Annotated in this window: 17 protein-coding genes; 7 read left to right on the forward strand and 10 right to left on the reverse strand. The window is 66.7% G+C overall.

Going from position 1 to position 17,164, the window contains the following annotated elements; translation table 11 throughout:
* From rnc to CLM73_RS06560, 4 genes are read left to right on the forward strand one after another with little or no spacing between them, the layout of a single operon-like run.
* Nucleotides 1–762: a ribonuclease III gene (rnc, locus tag CLM73_RS06545; RefSeq protein WP_056568025.1), complete on the forward strand. Its 762-nt coding sequence runs from the start codon at nt 1–3 to the stop codon at nt 760–762.
* Nucleotides 759–1,649 carry a GTPase Era gene (gene era, locus CLM73_RS06550; protein ID WP_105237802.1) on the forward strand — a complete coding sequence of 297 codons (891 nt, stop codon included), beginning with the start codon at nt 759–761 and terminating at the stop codon, nt 1,647–1,649. The genes rnc and era overlap by 4 nt, the downstream gene beginning before the upstream one ends.
* Nucleotides 1,642–2,229, forward strand: coding sequence for a DNA repair protein RecO (gene recO / locus CLM73_RS06555; RefSeq protein ID WP_056568020.1), 588 nt, complete (start codon nt 1,642–1,644; stop codon nt 2,227–2,229). The genes era and recO overlap by 8 nt, the downstream gene beginning before the upstream one ends.
* A gap of 16 nt (nt 2,230–2,245) precedes the next feature.
* Nucleotides 2,246–3,154, forward strand: coding sequence for a LysR family transcriptional regulator (locus CLM73_RS06560; protein ID WP_105237803.1), 909 nt, complete (start codon nt 2,246–2,248; stop codon nt 3,152–3,154).
* Nucleotides 3,155–3,162: 8 nt separating this feature from the next.
* On the opposite strand, the gene CLM73_RS06565 is transcribed toward CLM73_RS06560, so the two are convergent.
* The 9 genes from CLM73_RS06565 to CLM73_RS06605 form a co-directional block, all read right to left on the reverse strand.
* Entirely contained in the window at nt 3,163–4,275 is a 1,113-nt protein-coding gene (locus CLM73_RS06565) for a pyridoxal-phosphate dependent enzyme (RefSeq protein WP_105237804.1), read from the reverse strand.
* Nucleotides 4,276–4,278: 3 nt separating this feature from the next.
* Entirely contained in the window at nt 4,279–5,268 is a 990-nt protein-coding gene (locus CLM73_RS06570) for a succinylglutamate desuccinylase/aspartoacylase domain-containing protein (protein ID WP_105237805.1), read from the reverse strand.
* Nucleotides 5,269–5,299: 31 nt separating this feature from the next.
* Nucleotides 5,300–6,256: a Bug family tripartite tricarboxylate transporter substrate binding protein gene (locus CLM73_RS06575; RefSeq protein WP_105237806.1), complete on the reverse strand. Its 957-nt coding sequence runs from the start codon at nt 6,254–6,256 to the stop codon at nt 5,300–5,302.
* Nucleotides 6,257–6,346: 90 nt separating this feature from the next.
* Complete coding sequence (locus tag CLM73_RS06580; RefSeq protein WP_105241404.1) at nt 6,347–7,636, reverse strand: NTP/NDP exchange transporter; 1,290 nt, start codon at nt 7,634–7,636, stop codon at nt 6,347–6,349.
* Between the two features lie 4 nt (nt 7,637–7,640).
* Entirely contained in the window at nt 7,641–8,558 is a 918-nt protein-coding gene (locus tag CLM73_RS06585; RefSeq protein ID WP_105237807.1) for an aldo/keto reductase, read from the reverse strand.
* 82 nt (nt 8,559–8,640) lie between these two features.
* Nucleotides 8,641–9,351 carry a Bax inhibitor-1/YccA family protein gene (locus CLM73_RS06590; protein WP_105237808.1) on the reverse strand — a complete coding sequence of 237 codons (711 nt, stop codon included), beginning with the start codon at nt 9,349–9,351 and terminating at the stop codon, nt 8,641–8,643.
* Between the two features lie 145 nt (nt 9,352–9,496).
* Nucleotides 9,497–9,946 carry a hypothetical protein gene (locus CLM73_RS06595; protein WP_105237809.1) on the reverse strand — a complete coding sequence of 150 codons (450 nt, stop codon included), beginning with the start codon at nt 9,944–9,946 and terminating at the stop codon, nt 9,497–9,499.
* A gap of 75 nt (nt 9,947–10,021) precedes the next feature.
* Nucleotides 10,022–10,480 (reverse strand): DNA polymerase III subunit chi, encoded by a 459-nt coding sequence (locus CLM73_RS06600; protein WP_105237810.1) that lies wholly within the window; start codon nt 10,478–10,480, stop codon nt 10,022–10,024.
* 22 nt (nt 10,481–10,502) lie between these two features.
* Nucleotides 10,503–12,011 (reverse strand): leucyl aminopeptidase, encoded by a 1,509-nt coding sequence (locus CLM73_RS06605; protein WP_105237811.1) that lies wholly within the window; start codon nt 12,009–12,011, stop codon nt 10,503–10,505.
* Between the two features lie 57 nt (nt 12,012–12,068).
* On the opposite strand from CLM73_RS06605, the gene lptF reads away from it, so the two are divergent.
* Complete coding sequence (lptF, locus tag CLM73_RS06610; RefSeq protein ID WP_105237812.1) at nt 12,069–13,172, forward strand: LPS export ABC transporter permease LptF; 1,104 nt, start codon at nt 12,069–12,071, stop codon at nt 13,170–13,172.
* 27 nt (nt 13,173–13,199) lie between these two features.
* Here lptF and CLM73_RS06615 read toward each other — a convergent pair whose 3' ends face one another.
* Entirely contained in the window at nt 13,200–14,120 is a 921-nt protein-coding gene (locus tag CLM73_RS06615) for a LysR family transcriptional regulator (protein WP_105237813.1), read from the reverse strand.
* A 214-nt stretch (nt 14,121–14,334) separates the two neighbouring features.
* On the opposite strand from CLM73_RS06615, the gene CLM73_RS06620 reads away from it, so the two are divergent.
* Nucleotides 14,335–15,552: an ABC transporter substrate-binding protein gene (locus CLM73_RS06620; protein WP_105237814.1), complete on the forward strand. Its 1,218-nt coding sequence runs from the start codon at nt 14,335–14,337 to the stop codon at nt 15,550–15,552.
* A gap of 94 nt (nt 15,553–15,646) precedes the next feature.
* Entirely contained in the window at nt 15,647–17,140 is a 1,494-nt protein-coding gene (locus CLM73_RS06625) for a CoA-acylating methylmalonate-semialdehyde dehydrogenase (RefSeq protein WP_105237815.1), read from the forward strand.
* Nucleotides 17,141–17,164: the final 24 nt, after the last annotated feature.

Consider the following 17,164-nt stretch of genomic DNA (forward strand, 5'->3'; position numbering starts at 1 on the left):
ATGTCGCTAGCCACGCTAGAAAACCGCCTCGATCACCACTTCGGTGATGCGGCCCTGCTTGAACAGGCGCTGACGCACCGCAGCCACGGTGCGCGCCACAACGAGCGGTTGGAATTCCTTGGGGATTCCGTACTGAACTTCGTTGTGGCGGCGATGCTGTTCGAACGCTATTCAAAAATCGACGAAGGCGATCTGTCGCGTCTGCGGGCCAACCTGGTCAAGCAGGCGTCGCTGGCGGATATCGCGCAGCGCCTTGAGCTGTCCCAATACCTGCGCCTGGGCGAGGGCGAACTCAAGAGCGGCGGATTCCGCCGGCCGTCCATTCTGGCCGACACGGTCGAAGCCATTTTTGGCGCCGTCTTTCTGGATGCGGGTTTCGAGGCGGCACGCCGCGTGATCGTGCGCCAGTACCAGCCGGTGCTGGCGTCCGTGGATCCCAAGACGCTCGGCAAGGACGCCAAGACCTTGCTGCAGGAATTCCTGCAGGGCCGCAAGCTGGCCCTGCCGTTGTATACGGTGGTGGCCACGCACGGCGCGGCCCACAGCCAGCAGTTCGAAGTCGAGTGCGCCATTCCGGCGCTCGATATCAAGGTAATGGCGCCCGGCGCCAGCCGTCGCGCCGCCGAGCAATCGGCCGCCAAGCTGGCGCTCGAGGCCGCGCTGGCCGTCAGCCCGGCCCCCAAGGCTGCCCGCAAGTCGGGCAAGGCGCGCAAAACCGCGCAATTGTCGCTGCCCGTGGCAGTGGCTCAAGAGACTAAATGAGCGATACCCCTTTTCGTACCGGCTTCGTTGCCATCGTTGGCCGCCCCAATGTGGGCAAATCCACGCTGACGAACGCCCTGATCGGTTCCAAGATCTCCATCGTGTCGCGCAAGGCGCAGACCACGCGCCACCGCATTCACGGTGTGCTGACGCGCGAGCACGAGCAGTTCGTGTTTGTCGACACCCCAGGTTTCCAGACGCGCCATGGCGGCGCGATGAACCGCATGATGAACCGCGTCGTGACGCAGGCCCTGGCCGACGTGGACGTGGTGGTGCATGTAGTTGAAGCCGGCAAGTGGTCCGAGGGCGACGCCAAGCTGCTTCCGCTGTTGCCCAACCCCGAGCGCACGATTCTGGTCGTCTCCAAGATCGACGCGCTGAAGAACCGCGACGATCTGTTCGCGTTCGTGTCCAAGATCATGGCGCTGCATCCGTTCGGCGCCGTGGTGCCGGTCAGTGCCACCAAGAATCAGCAACTGGACCAGTTGCTCGAGGAAATCGCATCGCGCCTGCCGGAAGGCGAGCCGATGTTCGAGGAAGACACGCTGACCGACCGGCCCATGCGCTTCATCGCCGCCGAACTCGTGCGCGAGAAGATCTTCCGCCTGGTGGGCGACGAACTGCCGTACGGTTGCACGGTCGTCATCGAGCAATGGGATGAGACCGCCAAGGGCGCCACCATCAACGCCTGTGTCGTCGTCGAACGCGACAGCCACAAGCCCATCCTGCTGGGCACGGGCGGCATGCACATGAAGCGGATCGCCACGGAGGCGCGGCAGGACATTGCCAAGCTGCTGGACAAACCCGTGCATCTCGAGGTCTACATCAAGGTGCGCAAGGGCTGGTCCGACCGCGAGGGTGCGCTGCGCGATCTGGGTTATGAGTAGACGGGCGCCACGCGTCCAGGATCGACCAGGGTTCATGCTCCACGCCACGGCGTGGCGTGAAACCTCCCTGATTGTCCAAACTTTTTCTCGCGATCACGGCTGCGTGGCCATGGTCGCCAAGGGCGCCAAGCGCCCTTATTCCGTTTTGCGCCCCGTGTTGTCGGCCTTCCAGCCGCTGCTCCTGTCCTGGACCGGCAACGGCGAGGTCAAGACGCTGACGCGCGCCGAAATCGCCGGCATCCGGCCGCTGGCCGGCGCCGCGTTGATGTCGGCGTGGTACATGAACGAACTGCTGCTGCGCCTGTTGCCGCGCGAGGACGCGCATCCGCTGTTGTTCGACGCGTATGACATGGCCTTGCAGCAACTGTCTGCGGGCACCCGCGCGGCCGGGGCGCTGCGCCGCTTCGAATGGACCTTGCTGCGCGAGACGGGCTACGGTGTCGATGAGGCGCCGCCCGATTTCGACGACCCTACCATCGAGCCCGCGCTGCGCAGTGACCTGCGCGCGCGCCTGGCCGAGATTCTGGCGGGTCGTCCGCTGTCCACGCGGCGCGTGCTGCTGGACCTCCAACGCATCTGATTGCGGTCCCGGCCTCATGACGTTCACGCTCAAACAGGTCGAAACCTTCCGCACCGTCTACGAGACGGAAAGCGTCACCGCCGCCGCACGGCGCCTGGACGTGTCGCCCGCCACCGTCAGCGCAACGCTGGCCGCGCTGGAGGCCAGCATCGAGCTGCGCCTGTTCGAGCGCGTGCGCCAGCGCATGCAGCGCACGCCCGAAGCCACGCTGCTGTACGAAGAGATCCGCCGCCTGAATGTCGGTCTTGAAAGCCTGGGACGCAAGATCCGGGCGATCCGCGGGGCAGCGCAGCCGCGGCTGCGCATCGGCTGCATTCACGCCTACAGCGGCGCGATCGTCAGCGATGCGATTTCGCGCTTTCGCGTGCGATACCCGGATACGCCGCTGTACTTGCAGATCCGCGATTCCAATACCCTGCGCGACATGGTGGTCTCGGGGGAACTGGACCTGGCGGCGGTGGCCGATGAATCCGAGCTCGAGGGGCTGCGCGGACATCGTCTGGCCAGCCTGCGCGCGGTGGCGGTGTTTCCCGCCGGACATGCGCTCGCGCGTCTGGAATCGGTGAGTTTTTCGCAGCTGGCCGAGGTCGATGTGATCGCGCTGAACGCCGAGGACGGCTCGCGCAAGCGGCTGGACGCGCTCTTGCGTCAGGCCGGTCAAAGCCTGCGCGTGGCGATCGAAACGCCGTATTCCAGCACCGTGTGTCAGCTTGCCCTGGCCGGACACGGGGTGGGCATCGCCAACCCGGCGACGGCGCTGGGCATGGAGGCCATGGGCCTCACCTACCGGCCGCTGGCGGCACCTGTGCATTTCGAATGCCACATGATCGTGCATGGCAGCCGCCCGTTGTCCGAAGCCGGCAAATTCTGGGCGACGTGCCTGCGCGGCGCACTGGCGCCGCTGGTCGAACGGTTCGGCGTCTAGCGCGGGAATCAGCCCCGGCGACCGTCCGACGTCAGCAGCAGCACCACGTTAGATTCCGCATCCAGCTTGCCGGCGCGCCTAAGCCGCGCGATGGCCGCCAGCGCAGCGGCCGACGACAGTTCCGCGCCCAGTCCCATGCGTTCCAGACGTTGCCGCGCCTCGGCCGCTTGCGCGTCGGACGTCTCCACCGGCATGCCTCCCGACCGCGACAGCGCTTCCAGTGCTTGCAGCGTGCAGGTGCCGCCCGCAATGGAATACTGCTGAGTCGCGCTTTCCCATTGGCCGCGTGCATCGCCGGTTTCCAGCGCGCGCGACAGACGGGCGTAGGGTTCCACCGCGTGCAGCCGGGGCAGGCGGGCGATGCGCCCGGTCTGAAGCAGATGCTGCCAGCCCAAAAAGATGCCCCACAGCAGGTCGCCGCGCGCCGTCGGGACGACGATGTCCGTGGGCAGGCCGCAGTCGTCCAGGATCTCCTGGGCGATCGGCTTGTACCCCTCGACGCCGTAGGGATGCGTGCCCACCGGCGGGTTCAGGTAGTTGGTGCCCGCGAACGCGCCGTGGTTGCGGCACAGATCGGCCACGTACGGCCAGCGGCCCAGGCTGTCCTCGAAGGTGCGCAGCCTCGCGCCAAAGCGCTCCATGGCCTCACGCTGCAGCGGTGGGCAGTTGCGGGTGATGGCGATGTCGGACTGCAAGCCGGCCGCCGCGCAGTAGGCGGCCAACGACACGCCCGCGTTGCCGCTGGAGGCCGCAGCGACACGCGTGGCCCCAGCCAGGCGGGCGCGCGAGACCAGTTGCGCCGACATGCGGTCCTTGTGGCTGCCGGTGGGATTGGCGCTTTCGCACTTGAGCCACAGCGCGCCCACGCCTTCTTCCCGCGCCAGTTCGGGCGCGGATAGGCACGGGGTGCCGCCTTCGCCCAACGTCACGGCCGAAAGTACCGGCAGGGGCATGGCGTCGTCCCGCGCTGGTGCGTCAACGCCTGCGTCGTATTGGCACTCCAGCGTGGCGGGATGGCCGGCCGCCAGGCACGCGGGGCAGCCTTCGGGATAGTCGCCGGCGGGCCACAGGGTTGCGCAGCGGATGCAGCGCAGGCCGGTCAATCGGGGGTTCATCTGCATGGGTCAGTATTTTGATGCAAGAGAGTCCAAGGGGAGAGCGGGCGCCACCTGCAACAGGCAATCGCCATCGTCGCTGCGGGCGATCGGCCGCAAGCAGACGACGGTGCCTGCCTGCGGGCTGAGCAGGGCGCGCGGCGGGGCGTCGGGCCGTGCCGGTTCGATGAGGCGGCCAATGGGCTGCTGCGCGGCCACGGATTGGCCCAGCGTCACGGCGGGTACGAATACGCCGGACTCGCGGGCGCGCAGCGTCGCGGCGGGGGCGTCCAGGTCGTAGAGGCGGACTTCAGCGTCCTGGGCGGCGTGTGCGTGCGCAGGACGGGGGAGCAGTCCCAATTCCGTCAGGCAGCCCAGCAGCCCGACGCGGCAGCGGTCCGCCAGGGACTGGCTGGTTTCCCGGCCGCCGCCGATCTCGGCAGACAGGCGCAGCACGCCGTGACGGCTGGCCGCCGCCGGCATGGACCCGGCTTCGCCGCCGCGGAAGAACACGCAGTCTGGCAGTCCAAACGCCCGAGCGAGCGCGGGCAGACGCTCGTCATAGGCATCGTTGCCGTAGCGCGTGATGACCGAGGACGGCAGGTAACGCAGCGACGCGCCGCCGCTGTGCACGTCCACCATGGCCTGCACCCGGGTAAGCAGCCGGGCTTCCAGGGCTGCCGCAATGCTTTCGGTGTAGCCGCGCGCCGGCGCACCCAGAAAAGCGCGGTTCAGGTTGCCGCCATCGGACGGCGACAGCCGCGTGCCGGCCAGCGAAGCTTCCGCATTGACCGCGGGAAGCAGATAGACGGTGCCGCGTTGCAGGATGGCGGGCAACTGATGCCACAGGTCCAGGATGGCGGCCTGACCCTCCCATTCGTCGCCATGGACGCCGGCGATGAGCGCGACGGCAGGCCCGGGGCCCGCCTCGATCCGCAGCACCGGAATCGTGACGCGCCGGTAAGCCGACGCATTGGTGGCGGCGGCCACGGAGAAATCCTCGCGGGTTACGTTGGCCATGCGGCGACTCCGTTGGGGGATGGCGCGCGGTTCAATCCAGCGTGGCGGCCTTGATGATGCTTTCCCACTTGGGCAGCTCCTTTTTGATCTGGGCCTGAACATCCTGCGGCGTGCCGCCCAAGGGCTCCTGCGAGCGGCTGCGCAACTCGCGGCTCACGGCGTCCGAACGCAGCGCCTGATTCATCGCGGCGTTCAAACGCGAGATCGCGGCAATGGGCGTGCCTGCCGGTGCGACCAGCGCGCTCCACGCGGACTGCTCGTACTCCGGGTAGCCCTGTTCGGCCACGGTCGGCACGTCCGGGTTCGACGCGGCGCGCTTGCGGGTGGTGACGGCAAGCGCGCGCAGGCGCCCGTCCTTCAAGTTGCCGATCAAGGGCGGCAGGTTTTCCATCATGGAATCCACGTGGCCGCCCAGCAGGTCCGAGAGCTGCGCGGCCGTGGCCTTGTAGGGAATCTGGCGCACCGCGGCGCCGGTCTGGGCGATGAACAGCTTGACGCCGACTTCGCTGGTCGTGCCCGGATCGGCTGAGGTCATGGTCAGGCGGTCCGGCTGCGCCCGGCTGGCTTCGATAAAGCCTTTCAGGTCCCGATACGGCGACGCGGCATTCACGACGATCACGTTGGGCGTCTCGGCGACCAGGCCGATGGGTTTGAGATCCCGGTCCAGGTCGTAAAGCTGCTGCTTGAACAGGTACCGGTGCAGCACCAGCGTGCCGACGTGGGCATAGCCGATGGTGTAGCCGTCCGCGGGCGCCCGGACCACGGCCTGCGTGCCGATGCGGCCGCCTGCGCCCACGCGGTTTTCGACGACGACCGGCTGTCCGAGCAGCCGGCTCATCTCCTGGCCGATGAGGCGGGCGGTGATATCGGCGTTGCCGCCCGCGGCGGCCGGCACGATCAGCGTGATGGCGCGTTCGGGGTAGTCGGCGTGCGCGTGCGGCGCGGCAAGGCAAAGCAACAGGGCGGCAAGGCTGGCAGAGCGTTTCATGACGATTCCCGAGGCGTTGAGGGCTGCGCCATTGTGCGACCGGCAATCGATATTTCCGTTTGGCTGAATCAGATGGTTATTTAGAAAAAACTAATGAATGTCTCCGTTCTGCCGATCCGCCTGTTTACCCAGTCCATATCCCACGGCGGCCGCGCCCACCGCGACGACGGCGCCCAACAGCGCGATCAGCGCCGCGCCGTAGCCCAGCATGTCGATGCCCGCCTTGACCCAACCGCTGGCGGCATCGCCGCCGCGATAGACGACGGTGTCGATGACGTTCTTCGTCTTGTATTTGTCTTCCGGCGTGACTGCCGTGAACAGCATCTCGCGCCCGGGCCGGATCAGCGCATACTCGCCGGCGCGGCGCAGGATCATGGCGGCCGCCAGCACGGCGAACACGGGGAACGCAGCCAGCGCCAGGAACGCAAGCGCGACCGCCAGGGGCACCGCGGTCAGCAGGAACCGCAATCCGAGGCGTGCGGCCACGCGCCCGGTGATGAAGATCTGCGACAGCAGCGCCAGCGCCTGCACGGTGAAGTCCAGGGCGCTGAAGACCCGTATGCGCTGGGCGGTGTCGGGAAACGCATCGGCGACCAGCCGCGCCTGTTCCATGTACAGGAACGTGTTCAGCGTGGCCAGCAGCACGACAAGCAGCGAAATGCCCAGCAGGTAACGGGACTGAAAGATGCGCGCCAGCCCGGCCAGGATGCCGCCTTCGATGGGACGCTGCATGTCCTCATGTCCGACGTCCGGCCGGGAGGCCGCGCGCCACGCCAGCAACCATTGCTTGAGCGGCAGCGTGGCGGTCAGCAGCAGGGCCGACAGTACAAGCAGACCCGCCGGGCCCAGCGCGCCAGCGAGCAGCGCGCCCAGCAGCGGGCCGCTCAGGCCGCCCGCGCTGGCGCCCGCCGCGATCAGCGCGAACAGCCGCTTGGCCGATTCCATGCGGAACACGTCGGCCATCAGGCTCCAGGCGATGGACACGACGAACAGGTTGAACACCGACAGCCAGACATAGAACGCGCGCGCCGCCCAGACGCTGCCGGGTTGTTGGTGGAGCAGGGCGGCAAAGCCCACCATGGTCAGCGCGAAGAGGGCATAGACCCAGGTCACCAGCGTCGCGCGCGGCACGCGGGTGGCGATCCAGCCAAACAGCGGCACGACGGCCAGGGTGGCAAGAAAGGTGGCGGTGAACAGCCATTGCAACTGGTTGACGCCGGCCTGGATCCCCATCGTTTCGCGGATGGGGCGCAGCATGAAATAGCCGCAGAAGAGAAAGAAGAAAAACGCGAAGCCGCAGGCTGCCGGGGCGAGTTCGTCCTCTTTGATGCCCAGCGCCCGCGACATGCGGGCGCGCCAGGACAGGGGGCCGGCCGCCATGGCGTCAGGCGAGCAGCGCGGCGATGCGGTCGCGCAGGGCGGCGTCGGGCTGGCGGCCAAAGCCGGCGCGTGCGTTGTCCGCCATGTTGGCGGGCTTGGACGTGGCGGGGATGACGGCCGTGACGGCGGGGTGGCCAATGATGAACTTCAGGAAGATCTGCGCCCAGGAGGTGCAGTCGATCTCGGCGGCCAGCGTGGGCAGCGCGACGCCCTTGACCTGGCGGAACAGCGCGCCATCTTCGAACGGACGGTTGATCAGCACGGCGACGCCGTTGGCCTGGCACGCGGGCAGCAGGCGTTTTTCAGCGCTGCGGGAGGCGATCGACAGGTTCACCTGCAGAAAGTCGGGCTTTTCCTTTTCGACCAGCTCGGTCAGATCGTCGTGGGCATGGTCCGTGTAATGCGTGATGCCGATGTAGCGCGTCACGCCCTGCTGCTTCAGGTCGCGCAGCAGGGCGAGCTGGTTGCGCGTGTCGATCAGATTGTGCACCTGGATCAGGTCCAGCTTGTCGCTGCGCAGCGCCTCCTGCGACTGCCGCACCTGGCGCATCGCCGATTCGTGGCCGCGCGTGCTGATCTTGGTGGCCAGGAACACGCGCTTGCGCAGGCCGCCATCGCGAGCCAGCAGGGCGCCGGTGACGGCCTCGGCCTCGCCATAGCTGGGCGCCGTGTCGATCAGCGTGCCGCCCGCCTTCAGGAGCGTTTCAAGCACCTGGGCGAGCGGCGCCATGGCCGACGCGTCGCCCGGCGATACGTTGAAGGTGTCCGCGGTGCCCAGTCCCACGACCGGCAGCATTTCGCCCGTCGACGGGATGGGGCGTTTGAGCATGGCTTGCGCCGGATCGGCCGCCCATGCCGGCCAGGCGGTTCCGAAGAGGGCGGCGCTGGCGGCGGTCTGGAGGAAGCGGCGGCGATCGGGCATGGCGGGGCTCCGGGCGGGAAAAGAAAAAGGGCCTACATGTTGTGCATGCAGGCCCTTTCGGTGGTGGTCTGGCGACGGCGCGTTACTCGCGGTTGCCGCCGAAGATGCCGAGCAGCATCAGCAGGTTCGAGAAGACGTTGTAGACGTCCAGGTAGATGGCCAGGGTGGCGGAGACGTAGTTGGTCTCGCCGCCGTTGACCACGCGCTGCAGGTCAACCAGCATGAACGCCGAGAAGATCACGATGGCGAGCACCGAGATGGTCAGCATCAGGGCCGGCAGTTGCAGGAAGATGTTGGCCAGCGCGGCGACCAGGATCACGACGGCGCCGATGAACAGGAATTTCTGCAGTCCCGAGAGATCGCGCTTGATGGTCGTGGCCAGCGTGGCCATGGTGCCGAACACGATCGCGGTGCCGCCGAATGCCGTCATGACGAGCTGCGAGCCGTTGCTCATGCCCATCACGAAGCCCAGCAGGCGCGAAAGCATGACGCCCATGAAGAACGTGAAGGCCAGCAGCAGGACGACGCCCAGCGAGCTGTTCTTGTTCTTTTCGATGGCGAACATCAGGCCGAAGGCGCCGACCAGGAAGACGATGGCCGACAGACCGGGGCTGGCGCCCATGACGCGGTTGATGCCGGTGTAGAGGCCGACCGCCGCGCCCAGCACCGTCGGGATCAGCGACAGGGCCAGAAGCCAGTAGGTGTTGCGCAGGACCTGGTTGCGAGCGACCTCGCCCGGCGCGCCGGCGACACCGCCGGAACGGTTAAAAGGGGACGGACGATATTCGTTCATGGAGAACTCCTGTATACGGCAAATATGGTGATTGCCTAGAAGGCTTAGATGCGAAGGATACCTTACAGTTCCCTGAAGAATCCAGTTTGAGAAAGAAGTAGGACTGGCCGTTGCGGGGCAAATTGATCCTGCGCATGGGGGACGGTCATCCCCGTCGAACCTCATTGAGCACACGGGAAACAATAGCAGGCAATTCCGCGTCCATGCGCGCCTGAAGCTGCTTGACGGCGTCGGCAAGCGCCTGCTGCATGAGCTGTTCGACTTCGGCCTGCAGGCGGGCGGCAAGGACGGTGGCGTCGGGCAGGGGCCTGGTCGGTACGGGGGCGGTGGCAGTCGAAGGCGCCGCCAGCGGATTTGCCGTCGGCTCGGACGTCCGCGAGACCGGCAACACCGGCGGCTCGTCCTCGTCCGCCACGTCCGTCAGGACGGGAAACGGGTCATGTTCATACGGGTCATTTTCGTATACGGGACCGGCCTCGTCGGCCAGTTCGGTCAAGAGCGGCGCATCGGCGTCGTCGTCGGCCGGGTCGTGGAACGAGGGTTCGGCCCGATGGGTCAGTGTAGGAATGCCGGGATCGGATGGGCGAGCGGGCATGGAAACTCCCGAGATTCTGGTGGGCGCGGCGCGCGGGCGCGCGTGGGACGGTTCAGCCGCCTTGGGCGTTGCCGCTCAAGGCGCGGCCTTGCGGCTCAGGTCGTGGCTTTGCGGCGTATGACCGGCCGTCAGGTAGGTCCGCCAACGCTGCCGGGCCGCCTGCTTGTCGTCGGGATCGTCGGAGACGATTTCCAGCAGGCGTTCGAACGTATCGAACCCGGGCGGGCAATCGTCGTCCAGGTTCAGCAGCCAGGGCTGCGGCTGGTCGGGTTGCCCCGCCGCCTGCAAGGCCTGCAGCGGATCCCCGGCGGTGAGCACCACCGGGGTTTCCGCGGCCAGCGGATCGTTTGCCAGCACGTGCGGCACGAAGGCGGTGTCGTCGAACGCCCACAGCATGCGGTCGAACGCGGACAGGCGCGAACCGTCTTTACAGTACACCACCAGCCGCTGGCCTGCCAGGACGCGCTTGCGCACGACCTGGCAGGCCATGCGCAGGCGGTCCGGCGCGCCGAAGGCGAAGTCGATCCGCGTCATGGGGCTGTCGGCGTCAGGCGTTTCAAGCCTGGTCCAGCAGGTATTGCATCAGGAGCGGGACCGGACGGCCGGTCGCGCCCTTGTCCTTGCCGCCGCGCCAGGCGGTGCCGGCGATGTCCAGGTGCGCCCAGGGATAGGCCTTGGCGAAGCGGGACAGGAAGCAGGCCGCCGTGACCGCGCCGGCCGGAGGACCGCCGATGTTGGCGAGGTCGGCGAAGTTGGACTTGAGCTGTTCCTGGTAGGCGTCGTCCATGGGCATGCGCCATGCCGTGTCCAGCGAGCGGCGGCCGGCCGAGGCCAGTGCGTCGGCCAGCGCGTCGTCCTTGGAGAACAGGCCCGTGTTGACGTTGCCCAGCGCCACGACGCAGGCGCCGGTCAGCGTGGCGATGTCGATCACGGCCGACGGTTTGAAGCGTTCGGCGTAGGTGAGGGCGTCGCACAGGACCAGGCGGCCCTCGGCGTCGGTGTTCAGGATTTCGATGGTCAGGCCGGCCATGCTGGTGACGACGTCGCCCGGCTTGTTGGCCTTGCCGCTGGGAAGGTTCTCGCACGCCGGGATCAGGCCGACGACGTCCAGCGGCAGTTCGAGCTCGGCGAGGGCGCGGAACGAGCCGAGCACGCTGGCGGCGCCGCACATGTCGTACTTCATTTCGTCCATGGTGGCCGCAGGCTTGAGCGAGATGCCGCCCGCGTCGAACGTGATGCCCTTGCCGACCAGCACGATCGGACCTTGCGCGGCCTTGGCGCCCTTCTTGGCGGTCTTGGCGCCGGCGTGGCGCAGCACGATGAAGCGCAGCGCTTCTTCGGAGCCGCGCGCAACCGACAGGAACGAGCCCATGCCCAGCGCCTCGACCTGCTTGCGGTCCAGGACTTCGACCTTCAGCGACTTGAACTCGCGCGCCAGGCGCTTGGCAGTGTCGCCCAGGTACGTGGGCGTGCAGATGTTGCCCGGCAGGTTGCCCAGCATGCGGGTCAGCTCCATGCCGTTGGCGATGGCGCTGCCTTCGCGCAGGCCTTTCTGGGCCTGCGTGGCGTCGGCGCGCTCGACGATCTGCACGATCTTCTTGAGCTTGGGCCGCGCGTCGCGGTCGGGTTTGCCGAAGCTGGCGTCGTAGTGGTAGACCGCGCTGCCGGCCGCGATCGCGGCGCTGCGGGCGCGTGCAATGAGGTCGATGTCAGCGATGGGATTGGCGAGCAGCGTGGACACGCCTTCGGTAAGCTGGGCAGCGACGCAGGACGCGGCGAATGCCTGCTCGGCCGACGCGTGGGTGCGGGCCGAGTACTCTTCCTGCTTGCCCAGACCGACCAGGACCACACGTTGCGCGGCGACACCCGGCAGCGTGCGCAGGGTCAGCGTCGCGCCGGCGCGGCCGCGGAACTCGCTTTTGACAACCGCACGCACGGCGCCGTTGGAAGCGCGGTCGATGATGTCGGCGGCGGGGCTCAACACGCCGTCCGCGTACACGCCAACGGCAAGGGCCGCGGTTTTGACCTGGTGCAGGGAAGCAGTGGTCTGTGTGCTAAATTCCATGAGGGTTTCCCGTGTGCGTCTGTGTATGATGCGGTCGATTATCCCGCATATTCTCCCATGTCTCTATTCAAACGCTCTGTCGTCAGCGAGATCACCAGTCACGCTGGCGTTGTCTTTTCCACGTTGCTCGTCGTGTGGCTCAGCGTGCTTCTCGTGCGCCTGCTCGGCGAGGCCGCGGGGGGCAACATCGGAGCGGACGTGGTGGTCGTGCTTGCCGCGCTTTCCACCATCACGGCGCTGCCGACCATCCTGGCGGTCTCGATCTTCATCGCCGTGCTGACCACGGTCACGCGCAACTACCGCGAATCCGAAATGGTGGTGTGGTTTGCCAGCGGGCTGTCGCTGGCGGATTGGCTCAAGCCCGTGCTGCGCGTGGCCGTTCCCGTTGCGCTTGCCGTGGCGGGCCTGACGCTGGTGGCGTCGCCCTGGGCCTACCGTCAGATTGGCGAGTACCACGAACGCTTCGAGCAGCGCTCCGACCTGTCCAAGGTCACGGCCGGCCAGTTCGCCGAGTCGTCCGGCGGCAGCCGCGTGTTCTTTGCCGAAGACCCTGTCAACCCCACCGACGAACTCGGCAACGTGTTTGCGCGCGAGACCGGTCCTGAATGGCTCAGCGTGCTGACCGCAAGCAGCGCGCACAGCGAGACGCTGCCCAATGGCGACCGCTTCCTGGTGCTGGGCGAGGGACACCGCTACGACCTGAAGCCCGGCACGCCCGAGCTGCGCCTGGTGCACTTCGAAAAATACGGCCTGCGTCTCGAAAGCAAGTCGGGTGGAGATCCGATGGCGGAGGCCCGTGCGGCGGCGGAGCGTTCCTCCAAGGCGCGCAGCACGCCGCAACTGGTTGAAGACAACACCAACAGCAGCTGGTCGCAGGTCATGTGGCGCATCTCGCTGCCGCTCGCCGCGCTGAATCTTGCGCTGCTGGCCATTCCGCTTGGCGCCGTGAATCCGCGGCTGGGCCGTTCGGGCGACCTGCTCATCGCCGGTCTGGTCGGTCTGCTCTATATGAATATGATCAATCTGTCGCGCGCCTGGATCTCCAACGGCAAGCTCAGCTTTGGTCTGGGGGTCTGGCTGATCCACGGCGCCGTTGCGCTGCTGACCGCCTTCCTGCTGATGCGCCGCCTGCGCGTAAAGGCGCCGAAGAACAGCACCTAGCGACGCGGGCGCCGCCGGGCGGCGTCTTCAGGGCAGATACTTCATCGTTCCACGCCGGCCTGCCAACAGGTCGGCGTTTTTCAATACCGATTTGCGGATGAACTCCCACAGGACCGTCACGCGCTTGAGCTTGCGCAGGTCTTCGTGGCAGTACATCCAGAACGAGCGCGTGATGGCGATCTCGTCCTGCAGCACGGGTTTCAGCCGCGGATCCTGGGCCGCGATGAAGCACGGCAGGATCGCGAGCGACTGCCCCTGCAGCGCCGCGTGGTACTGGGCCACGACGCTCGTGCTGCGCAACACCACCTTGCTCGCCGGCAGCAGGTCTTCCAGATACCGCAAGCGCTCGCTGAACAGCAGCTCGTCCACATAGCCGATGAACGTGTGATCCGCGAGGTCCTCGCGGCGGGTGATCGGCGCATGGCTTGCCAGATAGCCCGGTGTTCCGTACAGCCGCAGCGTGTAGTCGCACAGCTTGCTGCACACATACGGCCCGCGCTGCGGGCGCTCGATGGTGATGGCCAGATCGGCCTCGCGCTTGGACAGGCTGACAAAGCGCGGCACGGGCAGGATATCCAGCGTGATGTGCGGATAGCGCCGCTGGAAATCGGCGGCCAGCGGGGTCAGCACGTAACTGCCGAAGCCCTCGGTGGCGCCGATGCGCAAATGCCCCGACAGCGCCTGCCCGATGCCGGACAGGTTCTCGCGCGCCGTGTGCACGACGCTTTCCATCTGTTCTGCGTGGACGAAAAGGCGCTGGCCGTCGTCGGTCAGCACGAAGCCCGCGCTGCGGGATTTTTCAAAGAGCAGGGTGTCCAGTTCCGTTTCCAGCGCCCGGATGCGGCGCGAGACCGTGGTGTGCTCCACCCCAAGCTTGCGCGCGGCCGCGCTGACGCGCTGGGTGCGGGCCACTTCCAGGAAATACCTCAGGCTGTCCCAATCAAGCAAGATCCAACGCTCCAACGCCCCGGCAGCACGCTGCCAGACGGCTTTTTATGTGTGTGCAGGAATGCACAAGGAATGTGCATTTCTGGTGTTGCTTGTTGATTTTCACACATCTACACTGGATCGGCTGGCCTTGGGCTATGCCCTGGGACCGCAGGCCGCGAAGACGGCGCCACAACGCTACTACTCAGCGCATAAAAACTCAGGAGACAAATCCATGAAATTGCACGCACGCGGACTTGCCGCAGGCTTGTGTCTGGGCGCCGGTTTGCTTGGGCAGGCCCATGCGGCGGATAAGCCGCCAGTGAAGATCGGCATTCTGACGGATATGTCCGGCACCTATGCCGGCATGGGGGGTGCAGGTTCGGTTGCGGCGGCGCAGTTGGCCATCGACGACTGCCTGGCGGCGGAGTGCAAGGGAATGAAGATCGATCTGGTGTCCGCGGACAACCAGAACAAGGCCGACGTCGGCGCGGCCCGCGCCCGCGAATGGTTCGATCGCGACGGCGTCACCGCCATTGCCGACCTCACCAATTCCGCCGTGGCGCTCGCCGTGCAAGGCATCGCCCGCGAAAAGAACAAGGTGGTGATGTTCTCCGGTCCGGCCACCACGGCGCTGACCAACAAGGAGTGTTCGCCGGTCGGCTTTCACTGGATGTTCGACACCTACTCGCAGTCTGCGGGCGGCGCCAAGGCGACCGTGCGCGAGGGCGGCAAGTCGTGGTTCTTCATCACCGTCGACTACGCATTCGGCCACTCGCTGGAAGCCGACACGGTCAAGGCGGTCAAGGCGTTGGGCGGCACGGTGGCCGGCAGCGTGCGCCATCCGCTGAACGCGCCCGACTTCGCGTCCTACCTGCTGCAGGCGCAAAGCTCCAAGGCGCAGGTGGTGGCGCTGGCCAACGGCGGCCAGGACACCGTCAACGCCGTCAAGCAGGCGCGCGAGTTCGGCATCGTGGCCGGCGGGCAGCGTCTGGTTTCCCTGCTGATCTTCCTGTCCGACCTGCGTGCGCTGGGCCTGGAGAACGCCCAGGGGCTGTCCTACGTGGACGGCTTCTATTGGGATTACGACGACGCGACGCGCGAGTGGTCCGGGCGTTTCGAAAAGGCCTTCCGCGGCCTGAAGCCCACCATGACGCAGGCCGGCGTGTATTCCAGCGTGCTGCATTACCTGCGCGCGGTGGCTGCCGCGAACAGCACCGATGGCAAGGTCGTGGCCGACAAGATGCGCGACCTCCCCATCAAGGATCCCATCATGCGCAACGCGTCGATCCGTCCGGACGGCCGCGTGATCCACGATATGTACCTGTACGAAGTCAAGAAGCCCGCGGACTCCAAGGGTGGCTGGGACTATTCGAAGCTGGTGGCCACCATTCCGGCGGCCGAAGCCTTCCAGCCCCTGGCCGATTCGACCTGCCCGCTGGTGAAGAAATAACCCGAGGCCCGCGGGCGCTTGTCCCGCGGGCCCGGCTCGATCCAAGAACGCGGACGACCATCCGCATCGACTACGCAGTGTGAGGAGCATCAAAATGAGTGAAGTCCCGCGCGTTCCGCTACTGATCGGCGGCAAGCTTGTGCAGTCCAAAACCACCGAATGGCGAGACGTGATCAACCCCGCCACCCAGGAGGTCGTTGCCAAGGTGCCCTTCGCCACGCGCGAAGAACTGGACCTGGCCGTCTCCAACGCCAAGGAGGCATTCAAGACCTGGCGCAACGCCGGGCAGGGCGCACGCATGCGCGTCATGCTCAAGTTCCAGGAGCTGCTGCGCGCCAATACCGGCAAGCTGGCCGAGATGATCACCCGCGAACACGGCAAGACGCTGCCGGACGCCGAAGGTGAAGTCGGCCGCGGTCTGGAAGTGGTCGAGCACGCCTGCTCGATCGCCAACCTGCAGTTGGGCGAATACGCGGAAAACGCCGCGTCCGGCATCGACGTCTACACGCTGATCCAGCCGCTGGGCGTGTGCGCGGGCATCACCGCGTTCAACTTCCCGGTGATGCTGCCGTGCTTCATGTTCCCGATCGCCGTGGCTTGCGGCAACACGTTCGTGCTCAAGCCGTCCGAACAGGATCCCACCTCGTCCCTGTTCCTGGCGGAGCTGGCGCTGGAAGCCGGCCTGCCGCCGGGCGTGCTGAACGTGGTGCACGGCGGTCCCGAGACGGCCAACGGCCTGTGCGAGCACCCGGACATCAAGGCGGTGTCGTTCATCGGCTCGACCCGCGTGGGCACCGAGATCTACAACCGCGCGTCGGCCGCCGGCAAGCGCTGCCAGTCGATGATGGGCGCCAAGAACCACTGCGTGGTCCTGCCGGACGCCGATCCGGAAGTCGCGCTGAACCAGCTGCTGGGCGCCGCCTTCGGTGCGGCCGGCCAGCGCTGCATGGCGTCGTCCGTGGCTGTGCTGGTGGGCGAGGCCCGCAACTGGCTGCCTGATTTCGTCGAACGCGCCAAGAAGCTCAAGGTCAACGCCGGTACGGATCGCCAGGCCGATCTGGGTCCGCTGGTGTCTCCCAATGCGAAGAAGCGCGTGGAAAGCCTGATCCAGAAGGGCGTGGATGAAGGCGCCAAGCTGCTGCTCGACGGCCGCAACTTCAAGGTGGCGGGATTCGAGGAAGGCAACTTCGTCGGCCCGACCGTGTTTGACGGGGTCGCCGAGAACATGACCATCTACACCGAAGAGATCTTCGGGCCGGTCCTGTGCTGCGTCGGCGTCGAGACGCTGGAAGACGCAGTGGAATTCATCAACCGCAACCCCAACGGCAATGGCGTCGCCCTGTTCACGCAGGACGGCGGCGCGGCACGCTACTTCCAGAACAACATCGACGTGGGCCAGGTCGGCATCAACGTGCCGATTCCGGTGCCGGTGGCGTGGTTCAGCTTCACGGGTTCGCGCGGTTCCAAGCTGGGCGATTTGGGTCCCAACGGCAAGCAGGCGGTGCAGTTCTGGACGCAGACCAAGACCGTCACCGCACGCTGGTCGGCGCACGCCAAGACCGTCAACACCACGATCTCGATGCGCTAAAAGAGGGGACGCCTTGCTCCTAAG

Origin of the sequence: Achromobacter spanius, from assembly GCF_002966795.1 — a bacterium.
GTDB classification, from domain to species: domain Bacteria; phylum Pseudomonadota; class Gammaproteobacteria; order Burkholderiales; family Burkholderiaceae_B; genus Achromobacter; species Achromobacter spanius_D.